Source organism: Sphingobium sp. (genome assembly GCF_035511395.1).
In the GTDB taxonomy this organism is placed as follows: Bacteria; Pseudomonadota; Alphaproteobacteria; order Sphingomonadales; family Sphingomonadaceae; genus Sphingobium.
Genome location: NZ_DATKFP010000235.1, coordinates 105245 through 125019 on the forward strand (window position 1 = coordinate 105245; position 19775 = coordinate 125019).

The following is a 19775-nucleotide window of genomic DNA, read 5'->3' on the forward strand; positions in this document are numbered from 1 at the left end:
ACCAATTAAATCGGTTTAATCGCCCGGCCGCCGTTAACCATTTCTTCGTGGGTCGAACCTACACTTTGGGGCATATCGACAGGAACGGGTCCAATGCAGTTTTTCAGGCGCGCCATTCGTCAGCAGAGCAAGGCTGTCGTGAAGGACAGGACGCCTCAACGCCGCCTGCGCGTGTTGTTGGTCGACGAGGACGCCACGGCGCGCACGGTCTTCGCCCGCCGCCTGGCGCAGCGTGACTATGATGTCCTGCTCGCCGAAAATGGCCATGCTGCGCTCGGCCTGCTGCTGACGCAGCGGGTGGACGTGATCCTGCTCGATATGAGCCTGATGTTGATGTCGGCGGTGACGACCATGGACAAGATCCGCGCCGCGCACCTCGCCGGATCGGCCTGTTTTGTCATGATCGGCGGCCATCAGGACGGACAATCCGCGATCGAGGCACTGAAGGCCGGCGCCGACGATCATATAGTGAAGCCCTTCGATTTCGACCTGCTCGATGCCCGCCTGCGCCACCTGTGCGAGCGCGCCGAACAGATGGGGGCGCTCAGCCGCCATAATGCCGAACTGGACGCCCGCATCGCCCGCCGCGCCGTGGAACTGGGCGAAACCCGCGATACGCTGCGCGAAGTGCAGGCCGACCGGGCCCGTCTGGTCCATTCGATCCAGGCACTACAGGACGAAATTTCGCGGCTGCAATCAGCCTAAAGCATTCCGAAATCGGCCGGGCGCGGACCTTATGCCCTCTCCTGCAAATCCGCGTGTCCAACATCCTGGAGCGCGACACTCTATTTCACCGCGGCGATGCACTCCACTTCCAGCGGTGCGCCCAGAGCCAGTCCGTTGGCGCCGAAGGCGCTGCGGGCGGGAAGGCGTTTGCCTTCGAAATAAGGGAGATAGGCAGCGTTGAAGCGCGGCCAGTCGGCCATGTCGGCCAGCATCACCGTGCATTTGACGACATGGCCATAATCGAGGCCGTTCTCCTTCAATATCTTGCCGATCGAATCCATGGCGCCCTTCACCGCTGCGTCAAACCCTTCCTTGTGGCGGTCCATACCCTCGGGAACCTGGCCGATCTGGCCCGACAGGAAAAGGATGTCGCCCACTCGCACGGCGGGAGAGAAAGGCAGCTTGGCGGGAAGCGGCTGCGGCGCTGCGGCGGGCTGGGCCAGGGCGGGCGGGGTCGCCAGCATCAGGGCGGCGGCAAGAAGGCGCTTCATATCGGTCTCTCCCTTGAATCAGGCACGCGGCAGCGCGGCGAGCAGGCGGTCGACATCCTTCATATCGTTGAAGACCGACGGCGCGATGCGGAAATGATGGTCGTGCAACGAAATCCGCACCTGCGCCCTTGCGAGCGGTTCGGTCAGCCGCGCCCTGGCATCCGGCAGCAGCGCGGTCAGAAGCGGCGTCGCAGTGCCGGATGGAGTGATGATCTTGTAGCCCCTGGCTGTCAGCCCTTCACGCATGGCGCCGATCAATGGCTGCGCATGGGCCTGGATCACAGGAACGCCGAGCGCGCCGAGATAGTCCAGGCCATGGTCGATCGCCGCGATAACCGATTGGGCATAGGTGCCGGTGCCGAAATGGCCGAGCGCGCCGGGTCGGACGATATAGCTGACCGGCGCGTCACCGCGCGGGTCCATCGGATAGACATGGGTTTGCGGCGGCGACAGGCCGATACCGGGCGGCGCGCCGGGGGCCGCAAAGCCATAATAGCCGAAGTCCGCGAGCGGCAGATCGTCCAGCACGCCACACCGGGCGTAGAGAAAGCCGAGGCCGAAATCGCCCATCAGCCATTTATACGTCGCGCAGGCGGCGAAATCGACGCCGCTGCCATGCAGGTCCACCGGCACGGCACCGGCGGCATGAATGATGTCGGCATAGACCAGCGCGCCGACCCGATGGGCGAGGTCGCACACCGCCTTCAGGTCGTGCTGGAAACCATTATAGGTGGAAACGAGCGACAGGCTGACGAGCCGCGTGCCGGGCGTGATGGCCTTGGCCATGTCCTCCGGCAGGATGCGCCCGTCGCGCGCCTGCACCCAGGCGACGTCGACGCCCTGCTTCGCCAGTTCCTGATACATGGGGAAGCCGGCGTAGAAATGAAGCGTGTCGGTGACGATGCGGCCGCCCTTGTGGGGAAAACCCAGCGCCCGCAGCACCGCCTGCTCGCCCATGGTCGTGGACTGGACCCAGGTGACTTCGTCGGGATCGGCGTTCACCAGCCGCGCGAACTTGGCGATGATGGCGGCGCGGTCGACCGGCTTGCGAGCGAGAGCGGCGGGATCGAGCGTGCGCCCACCGACATAGGCATCCATCGCCGCGCGCGCGCCAAGGCTGATCGGATGGGTCGACGCACTGTCGAGATAGGCAACGGGCGTGACGGCGAAGCTGTTCTTGTCCGGCAGGCTGGGTGATGATGCGGCGCGTGCCGCCTGCGCCGCGACCGGGACGGCAATCGCCGCGCCCAGCGCCTGCCTGCGCGATAGGCTCATGCCAGCGCCTTGAGCAACGCCGCCTTGAACGCCTGCATCTCCTGCGGCGTCCCCATCGACACGCGAACCCAGTCCTCCATATGCTTGCGCGGACCGCCGACGATAATGCCCTCCTTCGCCAGCGTGGCCGTGACGTCCGCGCCGGGTCGGCCGACATGGATCATCATGAAACTGGCCTCGCTGGGCAGGGTGCGCAGTCCCTTCGCCTTGCACCAGGCAGCAAGATCGTCGCGGATCGCCTTGTTCTCCGTCTTGCGCCGGGGAAGCAGGGCGGGATCGAGCAGGCTGGCCTCTGCCGCGATCACCGCAGGCATGGGGGTGATGTTGACGCCGTAGCGTGCCATGCCGTCCAGCAGATCCTTGCGACCCGAGATCAGGCCACAACGCAGCCCGGCTAGGCCGTAAATCTTGGAGAAGGTCCGCGTCACCAGCACATCCGCGCCCTTCGCGACGAGGTCGAGGCAGCTCTGCGCATCGCTGAAATGGATATAGGCTTCGTCGACCAGCAGGATGCTGCCCCTGGGCTTGTTCGCCAGCAGCCATTCGATGTCGGCGCGCAGGGTGGTGAGGCCGGTCGGATTGTTGGGATTACAGAGATAATAGACGCCGGCATCGGGAGCGGCAGCGAGCAGTTGGCGCGAATTGGCCATGAAATCGCCCGAGAGCGGCACGGCGACCGCTCGGGTTACGCTCTGGTCGCCAGGGCCGAGAAAGCCCTGATCGAAGGTCGGCTCGAAATAGGCGATCGGTCGGTCGGGCGTGCTGTAGGTCAGCGCCACGGAACGCAGCGGCATGAAGGAGCCGGGATGGACCTGCACCTGATCGGGGGCCAGACCATTCTGCCGGGCGAAGAGGCTCTCCAGCTTGGCGGCGAAGGCCATGCCATAGCGGCCGGACAGATGCGGCAACTTGGCCAGGGCTTCCAGCGCGGCGGGCGCGGGGCCATCGGGATGTTCATTGCTGTTGATGTAGATGGCGTCGGTCAGCGTGGCGACCATGCCGCCCGGATCGTCGGGCAGCGCCACCTTGCGGCCGCGCTGGGCAAGGGTGGGCACGGCGCCCGCCGATCCGGCCGCGGCCAGCGTGGCGTTCAGCAGCATCCGGCGGGAAACGCGCATCGGTATCTCTCCCTGAAACGGAAAGGGCCGGCCCTTTTACGGACCGGCCCTCCCTTCGTGACCTCGTCTTAGAACTTGAAGTCGATACGGGCGTAATAATAGCCGCCCGCGCTACCATAGGCACCATGGCCATAGGGCGAATTGTAGGTGGTGCTGCCGTTCACATAGGGCGAAACGCCCGGAGCGATCGTGTAGCCCGTCAGCAGCTTGGGCACTTCGGGGCGCTTGTTGAACAGGTTGTTCGCACCCACCGAGAAGGTCACTGCATCGGTGAACTCATAGCCGGCTTCGAGGTCGGTGATGGCGGCTGCCTTCACGACGCCCGTGAAGGACGGCGCACCGCTGATCGCCGGGAACACCAGTACGCTGGAGCTGCCATAGAAGGTTTCACGCACGTTCAGGCTGAACTTGCCGCTGGTGAACAGGCCGCCCCAGCCGATCTTGTAGTCGGGCGACGCGTCTTCCAGGTAACTGACCGACTGCGCACTGAAGAGGCCGGGGATGCGGTTCTTCGTGACCTTCGTCTTGGTGTAGTTGGCGGTCAGCGACAGGTCGAGGTGACCGAAGTCGAAGCTGATCGGATAGCTCGCCGCGAAGTCGAGGCCCATGGTGCGGGTATCGACGCCGTTGGTGAAGGTCGCGACGCCCAGGTTCGGCACATTGTCGATGGCCACGCCGCGGGCGGCGATGGCGTCGAGAACCTGCTGGCCGGTCGGCACGCCGGTGGCGGCATTGCCCGGCTGGATCACGCCATTGACGGTGCCGCGGATTTGCGCGGTGCCGGCGATGCGATCCTTGATCTTGATGTAGTAACCATCAAGCGTGACGGCCAGCTTCGGGATCGGACGCAGCACGATACCGGCCGAGAAGTTGGTCGATTTTTCCGGCTTCAGGGCGCTGAAACCCAGCAGCTGGGCAGCGGCCGAAGACGGCGGCAGCTGAAGCACGGCGCCGGTCGGGCTGACGTTGGTCGCCGAATAATTGCCTTCCTGAAGCGTCGGCGCGCGGAAGCCCGTGCTGGCCGTGCCGCGGATGGCGATGGCGTCGTTGAAGTCGTAGCGGGTCGTGATCTTGCCGATCGTGGTGTCGCCGAAGTCGCTATAATCTTCGTAACGGCCCGCAAGATCGACGGTCCAGCGGTCCACCGGCTCCAGGATGACGTTGGCATAGACCGCCTTCACATGGCGGCCGAACGTGCCGGCGTCGCTCGCCTGATAACCGGGGAAAGACTGGCCGCCCTCCAGATAGGTGGAGCCTTCGTCGCCCGCGCCGATCGTGTATTTCTCGCGACGATATTCACCACCGAAGGCGAAGGTCAGCGGCCCTGCCAGACCCGCGTCGAATTCCTTGCGGATGTCGAGCGTGGTGGTCAGCTGGGTCAGCTTGAACATGCCGTCATAGAAGTCGGTCGGGGTGAAGCCGGTATTCTGGTAGAGCGAGCGGTTGGCGGAATCGATCGTGTAGATCTGGTTCTTGTCCGACCCGTAGGTCACGCCGAAATCGTAATTCCAGTCGGCCACATCGCCCCGGACGCCGCCGGTGATGCTATATTCGTCCTGCACCACCTTCTGCTGCGGCACCATGCCGACGACGCCGGTATTGCCGAGGCAGAGCGAGGGATCATAAGCGGCGCTCGTGATGCTGCCGCCGCTGTTGCCGGGCACGTTACAGATGCGCGACGGGTGGCGATAGCCCTGCTTGGCATAGCCCACACGATGCGAGATGTCGCCAAAGCTGTAAAATTCGATGCCGCCGAAATCATAGCCCATATTGTAGAAGAGCAGGCTGAGTTCGGATTTGGCCTGACCGCCGTTGATCCCGGCCAGGGCGTCGCCGTCCAGATTTTCCCACTGGCGCGGGACATTGGGCTGGAGCGTGCCGTCCGCCTGCGTGACCTGCACCTGGCCGGTACCGACGGAGGTATAGTTCTGACGACGGTGGAAGGCGGTTACGTTGAAGAAGCCGTCTTCACCCAGCTTGAAGCCGGTATTGCCGCTGACGCTCCACAATTCGCCTTCGCTGTTATAATATTGGCCGCCCGTGACCTTGAAGCTACCGCCTTCATTCTCATCCTTGAGGATGAGGTTGATGACGCCGGCGATCGCGTCCGTGCCATATTGGGCGGCGGCGCCGTCCTGAAGAATTTCGATATGGTCGACGGCGTCCGGCGGAATGAGGTCGATGCTGGGCGCGGCGGAACCCTGGAACGGGCCGGCGATGACCTGAAGAATCGAGGAGCCATGACGGCGCTTGCCGTTGACCATGACCAGCGTGTGGTTCGGGCTGAGGCCGCGCAGACGGGCCGACAGGGCGAAGTTCGACATGTCGGTGCCCTGGGTCTGGGCGGTGAAGCTCGGCACGATCTGGGTCAGCGCCTGGTTGAGGTTGGGCTGGCCGACCTTGGCGAGGGCGGATTCGCCCAGCACCTGGACCGGGGCGGCGCTGTCGGCCGCCGACATGCCGACGGCGCGAGTGCCGGTAACGATGATCGCCGCGCCGTCATCGGCCTGCGGCTGCTGCGGCGCTTCCTGCGCCATCGCGCAGGCGGACCAGGACGATGCCATGATCAAGGAAAGTTTAAGTGTGGATAGTCTCGTCATTCATGCCCCCTGATTTTCATTATGGATGACAAGGGGGATGACGGTCGGCCTTTCGAAATCCTCTATTGCAGTGCAAAAAAATGCAGGAAATCGGTAATATTTCCCAAGCGTTTCCTGCTAAAATCCGTCCATCTTATTAACCGGGCAGCTCATATGGCAAATGGAGTCTTTGCATTCGTCGAAGATCATTTTGCAACGAAATGGAATGGAGGACTTTTCATCCCCGTTCGTCTTTGCAATCTCCAGTCGAAACGAAGGGATGGCACCCCGTTCAAGACGCCGTCGCAGCATCGATCAGCGCCTTGCCCTCCGCGCTTTCCCAATCCATCGCGCCGACCACGCGCACCATTTCCTTGCCCTGCGCGTCATAGACGATGGTGGTGGGCAGCAGGCCGGTCGCATAGTGGAATCCGAACTGGTTTTCCGGATCGGCATAGCCCTTGAGGTGGGGTAGCTTGTGCTTCTCGAAGAAGGGTTGCACCGCCTTCATGCCCTGATTGTCCTGCGAGATCGTCAGTACGGCCAGGCCTTTGCCGCTATGGGTCGCCGCGATCAGGTCAAGCGTCGGCATTTCCGCAACGCAGGGCGCACACCATGTCGCCCAGAGATTGACCAGCATCGGCTTCCCCGCATAATCCTGCAACGTCCGTTCCCCGCCATCGGGGTCGAGGAAGGCGAAATCGGGCGCAGGGGCGCCGGCCTTGCTGCGGTCAAGCTTGTAGTTGAAGGCGCTGTCCTTCGCGCCGCCCCCCTTCGCTTCACCGGAGGTCGCAGGAACCTCTCCGCTGATGGCGGCATCGGCTTGCGCATTATCTTGCTCCGGGGGCTGGGATTGCCTATCGCAGGCCGCCAGAACGGCAGGCAGGAGCAGTATCATTAGCGCGCGGAATGACGATATCACGGAAGCAGGCTCCAACAGCATGTGGGGCGGCCGGTTCGCCGCCGGCCCGGCATCGATCATGCGTGAGATAAATGCCTCCATCCCCTTCGACAAGCGATTGTGGAAACAGGATATCGCCGGGTCCAAGGCGCATGTCGCGATGCTCGCGAAACAGGGCATCGTTTCGCAGGAGGACGCCGATGCGATCTCCGCGGGACTCGACACGATCGCCGCCGAATATGAAGCCAATGGTGTGCCGGTGAATCTGGACCTGGAAGATATCCACATGGTCACGGAGTCGCGCCTCGCCGAACTGATCGGTCCGGCGGCCGGTCGCCTGCACACCGCGCGCAGCCGCAACGATCAGGTGGCGACCGATTTCCGCCTCTGGGTGCGCGACGCCATCGATGAGGTCGAAGCCGGACTGCTTGGTCTCCAGCGCGCGCTGGTGGAGCGGGCGGAGGAACATGCCGATGCGGTCATGCCGGGCTTTACCCATCTGCAATCGGCGCAGCCGGTGACGCTGGGCCATCATCTGATGGCCTATTATGAAATGGTGCGCCGCGACCGCAGCCGCTTCGCTGACGCCCGCGCCCGCGCCGACGAATGTCCGCTGGGCGCAGCCGCACTGGCCGGCACCGGCTTCCCGACCGACCGCCACATGACGGCGGTGGCGCTGGGCTTCGCCAAGCCGACCGACAACAGCCTCGACAGCGTATCCGACCGCGACTTCGCGCTCGACTATCTGATGGCGGCGACGCAGGCGTCGCTGCACCTGTCGCGGCTGGCGGAGGAATTCATCATCTGGGCGAGCCAGCCCTTCGGCTTCGTGAAACTGCCCGACGCCTATTCGACCGGCAGCTCGATCATGCCGCAAAAGCGCAATCCCGACGCCGCCGAACTGGTGCGCGGCCATGCGGGTCGCATCATGGGCTGCATGACCGCGCTCTGCGTCACGATGAAGGGCCTGCCGCTCGCCTATTCGAAGGACATGCAGGACGACAAGCCGCCGGTGTTCGAGGCCCACGACCTGCTCGGCCTGTCGATCGCGGCGATGACCGGCATGATCGAGACGGTGACGTTCCGCACCGACCGGATGCGCGGCCTTGCCGAAAGCGGCTTCGCCACCGCGACCGACCTCGCCGACTGGCTGGTGCGCGAAGGCGGCATCCCTTTCCGTGAGGCGCATCATATCACCGGCCGCGCCGTCGCGGCGGCGGAGGCGGCGGCGGTGCCACTCGACCAGTTGCCGCTGGAAACTCTGAAAGACATCGACGCGCGGATCGACGATCGTGTCTATGCGGTGCTGACCGTGGACGCCTCGGTCGCCAGCCGCCAGAGCCATGGCGGCACTGCGCCGGCGCAGGTGCGCGCGCGCATCGCCGATGCAAGGAAGGAACTGGGAGCATGAGGAAGCAGACGCTTGCCGGGCTGGGACTGATGGCGCTGGCCCTCACCGTGACGGCCTGCGGCGGGCGTCAGCCGCTGAAACCGGTGCAGGGACAGAAACTGCCCGCCGTGCCGGTGGGCGCGGCGACCGCGCCGACCAGTACTGATCTGCTCACCCCATCCATTCAGGCACGCCCGGAGCGCAGCGTCGAATTGCTCACCCAGTCGCGCCAGCGCGGCAATGACGAATTCGACCTGCCGCCCGAAAAGCAGCCGAAATAAATCAACAGGAACAGACCTTGGATCATTTCACCTATGTCGACGGCGCCATGCAGGTGGAGCAGGTGCCGATGGACGCCATCGCGCAGGCGGTCGGCACACCCGTCTATATCTATTCGACCGCGACGCTGGAGCGCCATGTCGGCGTGTTCCGCGATGGTCTGTCGCAGCTTGCCGACCCGCTGATCGCCTTCGCGGTCAAATCCAACCCCAATGCCGCCGTGCTGGCGACGCTGGCGAAGCTGGGGCTGGGCGCGGACGTGGTGTCGGGCGGCGAATTGCTGCGCGCGGTAGCGGCCGGCATCCCGGCCAACCGCATCGTCTTTTCCGGCGTCGGCAAGACCGCCGAGGAAATGCGGATCGCGTTGGAACAGGGCATCTACCAGTTCAATCTGGAGAGCGAGCCGGAAGCGGAGATGCTGTCGCAAGTCGCCGTCTCGATGGGGAAGAAGGCGCCCGTCGCCTATCGCATCAACCCCGATGTCGATGCCGGCACGCATGCCAAGATTTCGACCGGCAAATCGGAAAACAAGTTCGGCATCCCCTATGCCCGTGCGCTGGAAAGCTATGCCGCAGCCCGCGATCTGCCCGGCCTCGACGTGCAAGGTGTCGCCGTCCATATCGGCAGCCAGTTGACCGATCTCGCCCCGCTGGAGGCGGCCTTCGTCAAGGTCGGCGCGCTGATCGATGAACTGCGCGCAGCGGGCCACGACATCCGCACCGCCGACCTCGGCGGTGGCCTCGGCGTGCCCTATGACCCCTCGCAGCCGCTGCCGCCCAGCCCCGCCGACTATGGCGCGATGGTGTGCCGGGTGACGCAGGGCTGGCCGGTGCGGCTGATGTTCGAACCGGGCCGGGTGATCGTGGGCAATGCCGGCGTGCTGCTGTCTCGCGTGGTGCGCGTGAAGCAGGGAGCGAAGGCGCCCTTCGTCATCGTCGATGCCGCGATGAACGACCTCATGCGCCCCAGCCTCTACGACGCTTGGCACGATATCCGCGCGGTGAAACCCGTGGGAAGGCGCGAAACTGCCAATGTGGTGGGACCGGTGTGCGAGACGGGCGACACCTTCGCCATGCATCGCGACATGGACGTGGTGCAAGCCGGCGATCTGGTCGCCTTCATGACCGCGGGTGCCTATGGCGCGACCATGGCGGGCACCTATAACAGCCGCCCGCTCACCCCCGAAGTCCTCGTGTCGGGCGACAAATGGGCGGTGGTGCGCGAACGCCCGCCGATTCAGGCGCTGATCGACGCCGACATCATCCCCGACTGGGTCTCCCAAAAGGCTGAACGCTGATGCAGAGCCTGCCCGTCTTCCTTGCGTTGACGGGCCGTCCGGTCATCCTGACCGGCGCTGGCGAGGCGGCCGACGCCAAGCGCCGCCTGCTGGAGCGGGCAGGCGCGCGCATCGTCGGCGAGGACGATCCGGATGCGCGGATCGCCATCGTATCCGATGGCGATGAGGCGACGGTGCTGCGCCTACGGGCGCGGGGCGTTCTGGTCAATGCGACCGACCGACCGGAGCTATGCGACTTCACCCTGCCGGCGATCGTGGATCGCGCGCCCGTGCTGATCGCCATCGGTACCGGCGGCGCGTCGGCGGGGCTGGCCAAGGCATTGCGGCAACGGCTGGAAGCGATGCTGCCGACACGTCTGGGCGCGCTGGCCGAGGCGCTGTTCGGCGCACGCCCTGAAGTCCGCGCGCGCTGGCCCGATGCCAGCACACGGCGGCGTGCGATCGATGCCGGGCTGGCGCCGGGCGGGATCATCGACCCCTTTCAGGAGGACGCGGCTGGAGCCGTGCCTCTGTGGCTGGCGCAGGACGGCGATCAAGCCGCGTCGCGGCTGGAAGTGATCCGCCTGATCTCCGGCGACCCCGACGACCTGACGCTGCGTGCGGCACGGCTGCTGGGCGAAGCGGATCGGATTTATCATGCGGCGCAGGTGCCTGTGGCGATCCTCGACCGGGCGCGCGCCGATGCGGTGCGGATCATCGCGGAAGCGCCACCTGAAGTGCCAGGCGATGGCCTGTCGCTCTGGCTGGACCTCGAAAGCGCAGATCCGTTCCTGGACTGAGACAGGACCAGGATGCGCGGTTTGCGGACATTTCAGTTTCCCAGCCTCGCTTCAGGCTCAGCCCGAACGGATTGAGGTGACTGCTCCTGGTCGTCAGCCACCCCGCCCTCCCGCCAGAAAATCCCCATCCGCAATCTGTTCCCGCCCGGCCACATCCCACGCATAGACATAGACCCAGGCCATGACTTCCCCGTCGGGGCCGTCTACCGTCATCCATTCCCGGCAATATTCGTGTGGTGCAGGAAAGCGCCCGCTGCACTCCTCATAGTCGTCCAGCCAGGCGAGCGTCGCCTCCGCATCATCCAGCGCAAACAGGTCGCCGGCGACCGTCCCGTCGCCCTCCGAAACGAAACCGGGATATTCGGCTATCCGGTAGAGCGTGCCATGCGCGGTCGCCGGCCCGACAAGGCGCGCCTCACTGCGCAAGCGACGCGCCATCGGGCCGTCGAAATCCGCCCGCAGCGTGCCGTAGACGAAAAGAAAATGATCGCCCATCAAACACCCCTGATATTTTCACCAAGCTCAGGTGAAATTTCCCAAAAAGCAGAAATATCTACGTGTGCCAATTTGCGCCAATATGTAAAAATCCACGAATTTCCGCCGAAAATCGAAATTGGCACGCCTTCTGCAATATCGCTTGGCATCAAGGCCGGATGGTCCGGCCGACACAAGCCAGGGAATAATATCATGTCCATCGCCAAGTTCCAGAACGCCGCCTTCGCCCTCGTCGGCGCCGTCATGTTCGCCAGCCTGTTCGTCGCAGCGGCAGTTCCGGTGGTGCCGATCGCCTGATCGGCTTCCCCTCCCCAATCAGAAAATATCCAAGCAGAAGGCCAGACTCATGAACAACAGCTTCACCCTCGACCGCCGCAACGGAAAGATCATGGGCGTGTGTGCGGGCATCGCCAACCGCACCGGCCTGGACGTCACGCTGATCCGCGTCGCCCTGGTCCTGCTGACGCTCTGCGCGCTGGGTCCGATCGGTGTTGTGGCCTATCTGCTCGCTGGCTGGCTGGCGGAAGGCTGATGCCTCCCCGGCCAACGGCCGCCCCGATCCAAAGTCATCACAAAGTAAAAAGGCCGCCCCGGTTAACCCAGGAGCGGCCTTTTGGCATCCCGATCCATCGGGATGAAGATCGCGGATGAACCGCGATCAGGCATACAGCACCGAATAGAAGGTGATCATCTGAACGCCGACGGCAACGGCCAGGACGGCGCCCTGAAACATCTGACGCATAGCTTGCTCCATAGTTACGAGAATCGATCCCCCGTCATGAGGGATGCGGGCCAATAGGCCCGTCATATTCTTGTAACAATCGCAAAGCACGGCTTTCCAATTGCATCAAATGCAACAGCTCTGTTACTGCAAAGCCACGATCATCGCCTGTGCCGCGGCCGGGTTTTGTTCCTTCGCCCCGCTGATGAAGAAGCTGAAGACATCGCCGGCCTTCGCCCGCGCCTTCGCGCGATCAGCCCAGCGCCCGATGTCCGCCGCACTATAGCCGGTCGGTTCATCGGCCTGCGTCCGCATCAGCCGCATATAGGAAAAGCCGACATCATGGCCGACTATGGCGGGATATTCCGCATGGTCGGCGAAGACCACCGCCACCGCGGCCTCGCGCGCCGATGCAAGAAAGGCAGGATCGTCGAAACTTTCATGCCGCACCTCCAGCGCGTGGCGCAACGGCACCCCGTCGACGCTGTCGGGCAGCAGCTTCAGAAAAGCGCCGAAATCGTCCGGGTCGAACTTTTTGGTCGCCATGAACTGCCAAAGGATCGGGCCGAGCCGATCGCCCAGTTCGGCGATGCCCTGCCCGGTGAATTTGGCGATCGACTCCCCCGCTTCCGCCAGAACACGCCGGTTCGTGCAATATCTCGAAGCCTTCACCGCGAACTGGAAGCCGTCCGGCACCGCCTTCGCCCAGCCGGCGAAGGTGGCGGGCTTCTGGCTGCTGTAATAGGTCGCGTTGATCTCGGTCGCGGTCAGATGCTCGCCGACATAGGCAAGCTCGTCCTTCTGGCGCAGCCCTTGGGGATAGAAGCTGCCGCGCCACGGCTCATAGACCCAGCCGCCAATGCCCACCCTGATCCGTCCCGTCATGCCGCATCTCCTCTCCCGGTCGTTTTGATCGTCAGCAGCGATCAGAGCCAGAGGAAAAAGCCATTGGCCATTATTGCGAACGACTCTTAATTGTGAACGCAACAAGGAGACGCCCCATGTCGCTCGACCTCATCAAGACCGGAACTTACCTCAGCATCCACCTGACCGTCGGTTTCACCGTCGCCTATCTGATGACCGGATCGGTGGCGCTTGCCGGGGGCATCGCCCTGATCGAACCGATGATCAACGCCGTCGCCTTCTTCTTCCACGAACAGGCGTGGAAGAAAATCCAGGCGCGGCCACCGCGCGAAGGCGCACGCCAATGGATGCGCGATCAGGCGGCCTTCGCCTGATTGCAAACCCGCCTGGAGATTGTCTATTTCGCTGTCTTCCTGTTCAGGCCGATCAGCCATGGCTTGACCCCGCGTGAAGGCCTGGGCGTGCCGTCCAGCCGCTTCGCGCGGAGGATGACGATCGGCTTGACGATCATCTGCCCCCGCATCGGCCCCGACCCGCAACAGGTCGGCACAGCAAGGATCTTCTTCACCACGTCCATTCCCGCCACGACATGGCCGAATGCCGCATAGCCGATATAGTCGGCGCGGGCGTCCATATTGGGTGTGGGACCGATGGTGATGAAGAAATTGCCCATTGCCGAATTGGGCCGGTTGGGCCGCGCCATCGACAGGGTGGCGTCGAGATGCCTGATCCCGGTCTGCATGGTCGACTCATGCGGGATCGGCGGCAGCGACCGGCGGGCATCAGTGTCGATCCCGCCCTGGATCAAGCCATATTTGGGATCGCTCTTGCGCCGCGCCGCACGATAGAAGGTCACGCCATCGAAGCGCCCGTCATCCACATAGGTCAGGAAATTTGCAGAAGTACGCGGCGCGCGCTTCTGATCGACCGCGACGATGATCCTGCCCACCGATGTCTCGATCGCAACGCGGGTGTAACCCGCTGTTGGCTTGTTGGGGAGAGCGAGGGCCACCTGCGCCATGAGAGCGATCGGCAGGGCAAACAGGCATGACAGACAACGCATGGAAAGGCGGGCACTCAGTCCGGGAGGAGGATGGGTAGCCGTAACGGCGCTGCATCCATGGCGCAACCGGGCGCAGCGTCCCCCCACAGCGGATCAACCTGTCAGCTCTCCTCGATCAGCCGATATCCAATCGCTGCTCGTTGATGAACGCCGGGCTGGTCGGGTCCGCTGCCAGCTCTGGCGAAGAGGGGCATGGCGAGTATCCACCGTACCGACCATGCTCCATTATTCAGCCTTGGGCTGATAGAGATCCTTGTAGAAGCCGACCGTCTTCACGGTGACGGTAACGGGCGTGTCGCCCTTGTTGCGGAAATACCAGCCATGGATGCCCGCAAAGGGCGCGGTGAAATCGCCCTGGCCACCACTGATTTCCTTTTCCTTCCAATAGTCGGTGAAGGCGCCGTCGGCGGCATGTTCTACTTCGCCATGCATTTCCGCCTTGATCGGAGCCGTCGACTTCCATTCGAAAATGAAGCTGTCGCCCGTCTGCATATGGGCCTTCACTTCCTGCCCGCTATGGGGTGGCAGGTTGATGGTCATTCCATCCTGGCGCCAGGGCGTCGCCTTCGCGATGCTCTCCCTGGTCGGCGTCGGGATCGCGCCGGTCGGAGCCATGGCCGCTGCGGCTGGCGCTGCTTCCGCCGCTTCTCCTGCCACCATGCCGGTGAGGCCCAGTGCCGTACCGACACCGGTCGGGTCGATGCCATATTCAGCGGGCAGGACGAAGAGGGTCAGGATCGCGACGGCAGCGATCGCGGCCCCGCCGGTCGCCTTGGCAAGGGCAGACGGGGACGGCTTGATCGAGGTCGGAAGCGCGGAAATGGTCTGCGTGGTCATGTCAGGCCCCTTGGGTGAAATAGCCGGCCAACTGGAAGCCGATGAGGACGAAGCCGGCGGTCATCAGCGCGGCGTTGGCGACGATGGCGCTGCGGCGGAAACTGTCGCTGAGACGCCAGATGTTCATCAGCAGCAGGATGATGGTCAGCGCCATGAATTGGCCCATTTCGACGCCGATGTTGAAGCTGATGAGGTTGGGGATCAGCCCGTCCTTGGCCAGCGTCAGTTCCTGGATCTTGGTGGCGAGGCCGAAGCCGTGGAAGAAGCCGAAGATCAACACCGCAGCCTTGGGATTGGGCGACACGCCGAACCATGTGCGGAACCCGTCCAGATTGTCGATCGCCTTGTAGACCACCGACAGGCCGATGATGGCGTCGATGATGAACGGGTTGGCGCGGATGTCGAGCAGCACGCCCAGCAGCAAAGTGGTGCTGTGGCCGATGGCGAACAGCGTCACATAGGCACCGACATCCTTCAGTCGGTACAGGAAGAAGATGACGCCGGCCAGGAACAGCAGATGGTCGTAGCCGGTGACCATATGCTTGGCCCCCAGATACATATAGGGGATGATGTTGACGCCGGACGCGCCCTCGATGAAGGCCTTGTCATTCTCGTTGACGCCATGCGCCCAGAGCGCGCTGCTCATGAGCGCAAAGGCCAAGCCCGATAGCAGCAGCGCGATCCGCCGCATATTTGGGGATTGGAGCGGGGATCGGATCGCGCTGTGCATGTCTGGCGCCCTTATTTGGTCTGGAAGGTCGCGAAGATCTTCGCGCCGCTCTTGTCGACCAGGGCGACGACCAGCTTGGCGCCCTTGGCGGCCTTGAACCCGGCAGCGGTCAGCTTGTTACCGCCAGCGGGCTTGAGCGCCGCTTCGGTCTTGGCTCCGGCTACGGTCTGGGTCAGCTTGGCGGTGTAGCCGGCAGCCGGGATCGGCTCATCCTCCTCGCTGAGATAGACGTCGACGCCCTTGGGGCCGGATACCAGTTCCATCATCGTTTCGCCGGACATCTGGACCATGCCGCCATGCTGCGGCTTCATGCTGCCATGGGCGAAGGCGGCGGCGGGCAGAGCGGCGAGTGCCAGAGCGGCAAGCCCGGTACGGAAAAGATCGATCTTCATGACATGTCACTCCATTGCTTTGGTCGCGAGGCTTATTCCGGCAGGTGGGGGATCACGAAGGAGAGCGAGGCGCGATATTCCTCATGGTCGACCTTCTTGTCGGTGGTCTGGCCGACATAGATGGCCATCAGCACGTTGATGCCCTGGTTGCGCAGCTTGATGGTGGCGGTGCCGTCCGGGCCGGTCTTGGCGGGAGCGGCCTCGTCAGGATCGTTGACATAATCCTGCATGACGGTGGCGCCTTCGACCGGCTTGCCCTTGTAAAAGACGCGCACCTTCATCGGCTCGCCCATCTTCTGGGGAATGTTGAGGTCCGCCGGCACCAGCTGGAGCGTATGGCCTTCCAGAAGCGGCACTGGCTTGGTCGGCACCTGCGTCAGGTGAACGGCATATTTGAAATTATGCTCGGCCAGCGTGGCGTTAGGGACTTCGTCTCGGCCCTTATTGTGCCACTCGCCGTCCGGCGTCTTGCTCCAATAGCCATAATCCATGACCGCCGCGACGGCGGCCACCGGTTCGTCGCTGTCGACCACCGGGATCGCACCCGCGGCACGCAAGGAGGCGTTCACCGGCGCCCAATCGCTGTCATAGCCGGTTACGGTCTTGACCAGCGGCAGGCGCTTCACCGCGTCCAGATCGTCGGCACCCACGCCATAGATGAGAGCGAGTTGGCGCGCGCGCTGGGCAAACCAGATGCCATGGGCGCTCAGCGGTGTGGCCGCTGCGAGCATGACGCTCACCCCGACACCTGCGGATAGCAGTCGAACCAACTTCATAAATGCTTCCCTTCCCTATTTCATGCCCGCAATACTATGTTGAAAGGCGCAGCAAGTGGCTGGGGCAAACGCCCCCTATGCTGGTTCGCCACCGCAATTGCGTCATCATTCGGATATTCAAAACCGGCGTCGAAATGGCCGCCATCTGCGTGAGGTCACGTTGCAATCCGCGTCCGGCGTGACTTCCGCTTCCAATGACAATAGGCGTATCGGGTCGACATGACAGAGGATGTCATTTCCGTTTCATCGGGCGATAGATTCTGCCGAATATCTGCCCGTTGCCCCATCATATCCCATGTTTTCGGCATCGCCCGCCCGCGCCATTGGCACGGCGCCAACAGGACCGCCGGACTATGCCGGTCTCAGCCCGTTTTAAGCTTCAGCGGCCAGGGCGTGAATCGGCAACAGGGCTGCGCCGAAGGTGATCGGCGAACCATGCAGGTTCGATATGCGGACCGGCGGGCGCCGCTGGTGAACGGTGGTCACGAGATCCGCCCGGTCGAGCCGGTCGGCCAGTCCCTGGAGGATGGCGGGCGGCAAGGTGCCTGCCAGTACGATCGCCCCCGGATCAAGCCAGGCGAAGGCCGTATTGCTCACCATTTCCAGTTGCTCGGCCGCCCTGTCCAGCCAGGCTTCGATCGTGGGCGCCTGCTCTGCGGCGTTGGCGTCGATATCGGCAACCGACGACAGATCGCAGCCAGCACGGCGAAGCATCGCCAACAGGTCCAGAGGGCTGGGACGCGGCAGATGCCCCGGAAACAGACAGCCAATCTCGCCCGCCACGCCATATTGGCCGCGCACCAGCCGACCATCGACGATGACGCCGGCGCCGATGCCGAAGCCCAGCAACAGCACGACGATGGTGGAAAAATCCCGGAGCAGGCCGCCAAGATAATATTCGGCGATGGCGGCCGCATTGGCATCATTCTCGATCCAGAGCGGCCAGCCCATCTCGGCGGACAATATATCCCGCAACGGCGCATCCCGCCAGTTGGGCAGGACGTCGACGACGCTCCACCGATCACCCGCCGGAGACAGGGACGGGCCGGGCACGGCGACGCCAAGGCCCAGCATCCGCCGTCCCAGCAGGCCGTGCCGATCCACCAGTTCGTGCGTCATCCTCCGCACCTTCTGCGCGAAACCATGGGGGTCGATCGGTTCGACCGCCTCATGACGGGTCGCAATGGTAGCCCCCGTGAAGTCGATGAGCGAGATATCGAGAAAGCCCTTGTGCGCCGTCGCCCCCACGGCATAGCCGCCATGGCCCGCAAGGCGCAGCGGAATGGCCGGACGTCCCCGCCCCTGCGTTTCCGCGCCCGGCACTTCTTCCACCAGGTTCAGCCCCAGCAGATCGCGCGACAGGCGGGTCAGCGCCGTGCCGCTGATGTCCAATGCGTCGGCCAGCGCCGACCGCGACAATGGCCCCGATTTGCGCAGCATCTGGAGAATGCGCCGCTGATCCTTGTCCAGATTGGGAAACTGCATGGCCGATCCGTCCCGATAAAAAGCGACGACCCGTTATGTCGATTTATTTATTTTCACAACAATAATTAAAAATGTCACATCGCGCGGTCAGGGGAGCGCCCGACCAATCAAGAGGGGCTCCCATGTTCAAGACCATCCTTGCCACCGGCACCGCCCTTGCGGCGCTCTGTTCCATTTCGCCTGCCTTTGCGCAGGATAGCGCGCCGGCCGACCAGGCCGCCGACGCCGGCAACGGGCCGAGCGACATCATCGTCACCGGCTCCACCCGCGCCCAGCGCCGCTTCGACGTATCCTATGCGATCAACACCATCTCGAACGAGGATGTGGAGAAGATCGCGCCGGTGAACTTCGCTGATCTGATCGGCCAGTTGCCCGGTTTCCAGACCGAAATCACCGGCGGCGAAGTCCAGAATATCTACCGTATCCGCGGCCTGCCCAATGATGGCGGCTTCGTCAGCTTCCAGCAGGACGGCCTGCCGCTGTTCCACGAGAATGACGGCGTCTTCTTCCGTGGCGACGCGATCCTGAAACAGGATCTGATGACCGACCATGTCGAGGTCGTGCGCGGCGGCCCGGCGCCGGTCTATGCCAGCTATTCGGGCGCGATCATCAACGCCATCACCGTCACCGGCAGCGATACGCCGCGCGGCAAGGCGCAATTGACGCTGGGCGACACCGGGCTTTATCGCCTAGACGCCTATCAGGCCGGGCCGCTGGGCAAGGACACCTATTATGCGATCGGCGGCTTCATCCGTCAGCATGACGGCTATCGCGACAATGGCTTCCCCAATGACAAGGGTGGCCAGATCCGCGCCAACATCAAGCATGATTTCGACAATGGATCGGTCAAGTTCAATGTGAACTATGTGAACGACCATAACGTCTTCTATCTGCCGATCCCGACCGCCGATCCGCGCGATCCCAGCGTCTCGCTCGACAAATATATCGATTATTTCGAAGGGACGATGAACTCGCCGGCGCTACGGCGCGTCAACCTGATGTATCGCGACGGTGCCGGTCAGATCCAGAGCCGCAACAGCGATCTGTCCGATGGCCGCCATATGCAGATGATCAATTTCGGCGCGCAATATGACGGCGAGTTCGGCGACTGGCTCGTGTCCGCCAAGGCTGGTTATACTCAGGGCAAGCTGGATTTCACCGCCTTCTATTCGACCACCAACCCAGCGGACGGCAACAGCTTCGCCGCCGGTTATCTGGCCCGCGCCACCACTGCTTTCGGTGCCGTCGACCATTTCGGCTATACGCTGGCCGGCACCAACACCGTCTATGATCCCTATTCAGCATCGGGTCTGGTCATGCAGGGCCAGTATCGCGACATCCACTCGAAATTCTATTCGGGTCAGGCCAACCTGTCGGTCGCCCGCAAGTTCGAAACCGGCATCGGCAGCCACGACTTGAAGCTCGGCCTTTACGGCAGCCTCTATGGCGAGGACAGCCGCACTCTCTACCAGAATTATCTGATCGAGGTGGCGGGCAAGCCGCGCACGCTGGATCTCGTCGCCTACAATGCCTCGGGGACCGAGATCGGCCGCGTGACCGACAATGGCGTGCTCAAC

General features: G+C 63.5%; 22 protein-coding genes. 9 read left to right on the top strand and 13 right to left on the bottom strand.

Annotated elements, in window-relative coordinates; translation table 11 throughout:
* The first annotated feature begins 93 nt into the window (after nt 1-93).
* A complete protein-coding gene (locus VMR39_RS16535) occupies nt 94-705 on the top strand; it encodes a response regulator (RefSeq protein WP_325417063.1) in 612 nt (203 codons plus the stop codon).
* A gap of 80 nt (nt 706-785) precedes the next feature.
* Here the strand turns inward: VMR39_RS16535 and VMR39_RS16540 are convergent, their stop codons facing one another.
* The 5 genes from VMR39_RS16540 to VMR39_RS16560 all read right to left on the bottom strand — a co-directional run bounded on the left by VMR39_RS16540 (nt 786) and on the right by VMR39_RS16560 (nt 7087).
* Nucleotides 786-1217, bottom strand: coding sequence for a RidA family protein (locus tag VMR39_RS16540; RefSeq protein WP_325417065.1), 432 nt, complete (start codon nt 1215-1217; stop codon nt 786-788).
* An 18-nt stretch (nt 1218-1235) separates the two neighbouring features.
* Nucleotides 1236-2492, bottom strand: coding sequence for an aminotransferase class V-fold PLP-dependent enzyme (locus VMR39_RS16545; protein ID WP_325417067.1), 1257 nt, complete (start codon nt 2490-2492; stop codon nt 1236-1238).
* Nucleotides 2489-3610 carry an aminotransferase class I/II-fold pyridoxal phosphate-dependent enzyme gene (locus VMR39_RS16550; RefSeq protein ID WP_325417069.1) on the bottom strand — a complete coding sequence of 374 codons (1122 nt, stop codon included), beginning with the start codon at nt 3608-3610 and terminating at the stop codon, nt 2489-2491. Before VMR39_RS16550 ends, VMR39_RS16545 begins: the two co-directional genes overlap by 4 nt.
* A gap of 68 nt (nt 3611-3678) precedes the next feature.
* On the bottom strand, nt 3679-6210 hold the full coding sequence (locus VMR39_RS16555) for a TonB-dependent receptor (RefSeq protein ID WP_325417071.1): 2532 nt from the start codon (nt 6208-6210) through the stop codon (nt 3679-3681).
* A 271-nt stretch (nt 6211-6481) separates the two neighbouring features.
* The gene (locus VMR39_RS16560) at nt 6482-7087 is read right to left on the bottom strand and encodes a TlpA disulfide reductase family protein (protein WP_325417111.1); all 606 of its coding nucleotides are present in this window, start codon (nt 7085-7087) and stop codon (nt 6482-6484) included.
* Nucleotides 7088-7130: 43 nt separating this feature from the next.
* Here VMR39_RS16560 and argH point away from each other — a divergent pair, with 43 nt between their 5' ends.
* Genes argH through VMR39_RS16580 form a run of 4 tightly spaced genes read left to right on the top strand, consistent with a single transcriptional unit; the run spans nt 7131 to nt 10835 of the window.
* Nucleotides 7131-8501, top strand: coding sequence for an argininosuccinate lyase (gene argH / locus VMR39_RS16565; RefSeq protein ID WP_325417073.1), 1371 nt, complete (start codon nt 7131-7133; stop codon nt 8499-8501).
* Nucleotides 8498-8761: a hypothetical protein gene (locus VMR39_RS16570; protein WP_325417075.1), complete on the top strand. Its 264-nt coding sequence runs from the start codon at nt 8498-8500 to the stop codon at nt 8759-8761. Before argH ends, VMR39_RS16570 begins: the two co-directional genes overlap by 4 nt.
* Before the next feature lie 17 nt (nt 8762-8778).
* Entirely contained in the window at nt 8779-10056 is a 1278-nt protein-coding gene (gene lysA, locus VMR39_RS16575) for a diaminopimelate decarboxylase (RefSeq protein ID WP_325417077.1), read from the top strand.
* Nucleotides 10056-10835 carry a siroheme synthase gene (locus VMR39_RS16580; protein WP_325417079.1) on the top strand — a complete coding sequence of 260 codons (780 nt, stop codon included), beginning with the start codon at nt 10056-10058 and terminating at the stop codon, nt 10833-10835. The genes lysA and VMR39_RS16580 overlap by 1 nt, the downstream gene beginning before the upstream one ends.
* Nucleotides 10836-10928: 93 nt before the next feature.
* Here VMR39_RS16580 and VMR39_RS16585 read toward each other — a convergent pair whose 3' ends face one another.
* Nucleotides 10929-11330, bottom strand: a complete 402-nt coding sequence (locus VMR39_RS16585) for a gamma-glutamylcyclotransferase family protein (RefSeq protein WP_325417081.1) — start codon at nt 11328-11330, stop codon at nt 10929-10931.
* On the opposite strand from VMR39_RS16585, the gene VMR39_RS16590 reads away from it, so the two are divergent.
* Nucleotides 11319-11627: a hypothetical protein gene (locus VMR39_RS16590; RefSeq protein ID WP_325417082.1), complete on the top strand. Its 309-nt coding sequence runs from the start codon at nt 11319-11321 to the stop codon at nt 11625-11627. The two genes, VMR39_RS16585 and VMR39_RS16590, sit on opposite strands and share 12 nt — an antisense overlap.
* Nucleotides 11628-11676: 49 nt before the next feature.
* Nucleotides 11677-11862 carry a PspC domain-containing protein gene (locus VMR39_RS16595; protein WP_179043888.1) on the top strand — a complete coding sequence of 62 codons (186 nt, stop codon included), beginning with the start codon at nt 11677-11679 and terminating at the stop codon, nt 11860-11862.
* Between the two features lie 333 nt (nt 11863-12195).
* On the opposite strand, the gene VMR39_RS16600 is transcribed toward VMR39_RS16595, so the two are convergent.
* Complete coding sequence (locus VMR39_RS16600) at nt 12196-12936, bottom strand: DUF72 domain-containing protein (protein ID WP_325417085.1); 741 nt, start codon at nt 12934-12936, stop codon at nt 12196-12198.
* Between the two features lie 116 nt (nt 12937-13052).
* Here VMR39_RS16600 and VMR39_RS16605 point away from each other — a divergent pair, with 116 nt between their 5' ends.
* Nucleotides 13053-13289, top strand: coding sequence for a DUF2061 domain-containing protein (locus VMR39_RS16605; RefSeq protein ID WP_325417087.1), 237 nt, complete (start codon nt 13053-13055; stop codon nt 13287-13289).
* A gap of 23 nt (nt 13290-13312) precedes the next feature.
* Here the strand turns inward: VMR39_RS16605 and VMR39_RS16610 are convergent, their stop codons facing one another.
* The 6 genes from VMR39_RS16610 to VMR39_RS16635 form a co-directional block, all read right to left on the bottom strand.
* Nucleotides 13313-13978, bottom strand: coding sequence for a peptidylprolyl isomerase (locus tag VMR39_RS16610; protein ID WP_325417089.1), 666 nt, complete (start codon nt 13976-13978; stop codon nt 13313-13315).
* A 225-nt stretch (nt 13979-14203) separates the two neighbouring features.
* Nucleotides 14204-14815 carry a hypothetical protein gene (locus VMR39_RS16615; protein ID WP_325417091.1) on the bottom strand — a complete coding sequence of 204 codons (612 nt, stop codon included), beginning with the start codon at nt 14813-14815 and terminating at the stop codon, nt 14204-14206.
* Nucleotide 14816: 1 nt separating this feature from the next.
* Nucleotides 14817-15545 carry a HupE/UreJ family protein gene (locus VMR39_RS16620; RefSeq protein ID WP_325417093.1) on the bottom strand — a complete coding sequence of 243 codons (729 nt, stop codon included), beginning with the start codon at nt 15543-15545 and terminating at the stop codon, nt 14817-14819.
* 11 nt (nt 15546-15556) lie between these two features.
* On the bottom strand, nt 15557-15937 hold the full coding sequence (locus tag VMR39_RS16625; RefSeq protein WP_325417095.1) for a hypothetical protein: 381 nt from the start codon (nt 15935-15937) through the stop codon (nt 15557-15559).
* A gap of 32 nt (nt 15938-15969) precedes the next feature.
* Nucleotides 15970-16713, bottom strand: coding sequence for a DUF4198 domain-containing protein (locus VMR39_RS16630; RefSeq protein WP_325417097.1), 744 nt, complete (start codon nt 16711-16713; stop codon nt 15970-15972).
* A gap of 372 nt (nt 16714-17085) precedes the next feature.
* A complete protein-coding gene (locus tag VMR39_RS16635; protein ID WP_325417099.1) occupies nt 17086-18198 on the bottom strand; it encodes an ROK family transcriptional regulator in 1113 nt (370 codons plus the stop codon).
* 122 nt (nt 18199-18320) lie between these two features.
* Here VMR39_RS16635 and VMR39_RS16640 point away from each other — a divergent pair.
* The coding region (locus VMR39_RS16640; RefSeq protein ID WP_325417101.1) for a TonB-dependent receptor plug domain-containing protein at nt 18321-19775 on the top strand (1455 nt) is incomplete at its 3' end.

Bases quoted from the DNA above. Each gene is read 5' to 3' on its own strand.
- VMR39_RS16610 (WP_325417089.1), bottom strand. From the start codon at position 13,978: ATGCGTTGTCTGTCATGCCTGTTTGCCCTGCCGATCGCTCTCATGGCG.
- VMR39_RS16600 (WP_325417085.1), bottom strand. From the start codon at position 12,936: ATGACGGGACGGATCAGGGTGGGCATTGGCGGCTGGGTCTATGAGCCG.
- VMR39_RS16595 (WP_179043888.1), top strand. From the start codon at position 11,677: ATGAACAACAGCTTCACCCTCGACCGCCGCAACGGAAAGATCATGGGC.
- VMR39_RS16630 (WP_325417097.1), bottom strand. From the start codon at position 16,713: ATGAAGTTGGTTCGACTGCTATCCGCAGGTGTCGGGGTGAGCGTCATG.
- VMR39_RS16605 (WP_325417087.1), top strand. From the start codon at position 13,053: ATGTCGCTCGACCTCATCAAGACCGGAACTTACCTCAGCATCCACCTG.
- argH (WP_325417073.1), top strand. From the start codon at position 7,131: ATGTGGGGCGGCCGGTTCGCCGCCGGCCCGGCATCGATCATGCGTGAG.
- VMR39_RS16560 (WP_325417111.1), bottom strand. From the start codon at position 7,087: ATGATACTGCTCCTGCCTGCCGTTCTGGCGGCCTGCGATAGGCAATCC.
- VMR39_RS16590 (WP_325417082.1), top strand. From the start codon at position 11,319: ATGATCGCCCATCAAACACCCCTGATATTTTCACCAAGCTCAGGTGAA.
- VMR39_RS16555 (WP_325417071.1), bottom strand. From the start codon at position 6,210: ATGACGAGACTATCCACACTTAAACTTTCCTTGATCATGGCATCGTCC.
- VMR39_RS16585 (WP_325417081.1), bottom strand. From the start codon at position 11,330: ATGGGCGATCATTTTCTTTTCGTCTACGGCACGCTGCGGGCGGATTTC.
- VMR39_RS16535 (WP_325417063.1), top strand. From the start codon at position 94: ATGCAGTTTTTCAGGCGCGCCATTCGTCAGCAGAGCAAGGCTGTCGTG.
- VMR39_RS16620 (WP_325417093.1), bottom strand. From the start codon at position 15,545: ATGCACAGCGCGATCCGATCCCCGCTCCAATCCCCAAATATGCGGCGG.
- VMR39_RS16635 (WP_325417099.1), bottom strand. From the start codon at position 18,198: ATGCAGTTTCCCAATCTGGACAAGGATCAGCGGCGCATTCTCCAGATG.
- VMR39_RS16580 (WP_325417079.1), top strand. From the start codon at position 10,056: ATGCAGAGCCTGCCCGTCTTCCTTGCGTTGACGGGCCGTCCGGTCATC.
- VMR39_RS16550 (WP_325417069.1), bottom strand. From the start codon at position 3,610: ATGCGCGTTTCCCGCCGGATGCTGCTGAACGCCACGCTGGCCGCGGCC.
- VMR39_RS16545 (WP_325417067.1), bottom strand. From the start codon at position 2,492: ATGAGCCTATCGCGCAGGCAGGCGCTGGGCGCGGCGATTGCCGTCCCG.
- VMR39_RS16615 (WP_325417091.1), bottom strand. From the start codon at position 14,815: ATGACCACGCAGACCATTTCCGCGCTTCCGACCTCGATCAAGCCGTCC.
- VMR39_RS16625 (WP_325417095.1), bottom strand. From the start codon at position 15,937: ATGAAGATCGATCTTTTCCGTACCGGGCTTGCCGCTCTGGCACTCGCC.
- VMR39_RS16540 (WP_325417065.1), bottom strand. From the start codon at position 1,217: ATGAAGCGCCTTCTTGCCGCCGCCCTGATGCTGGCGACCCCGCCCGCC.
- VMR39_RS16570 (WP_325417075.1), top strand. From the start codon at position 8,498: ATGAGGAAGCAGACGCTTGCCGGGCTGGGACTGATGGCGCTGGCCCTC.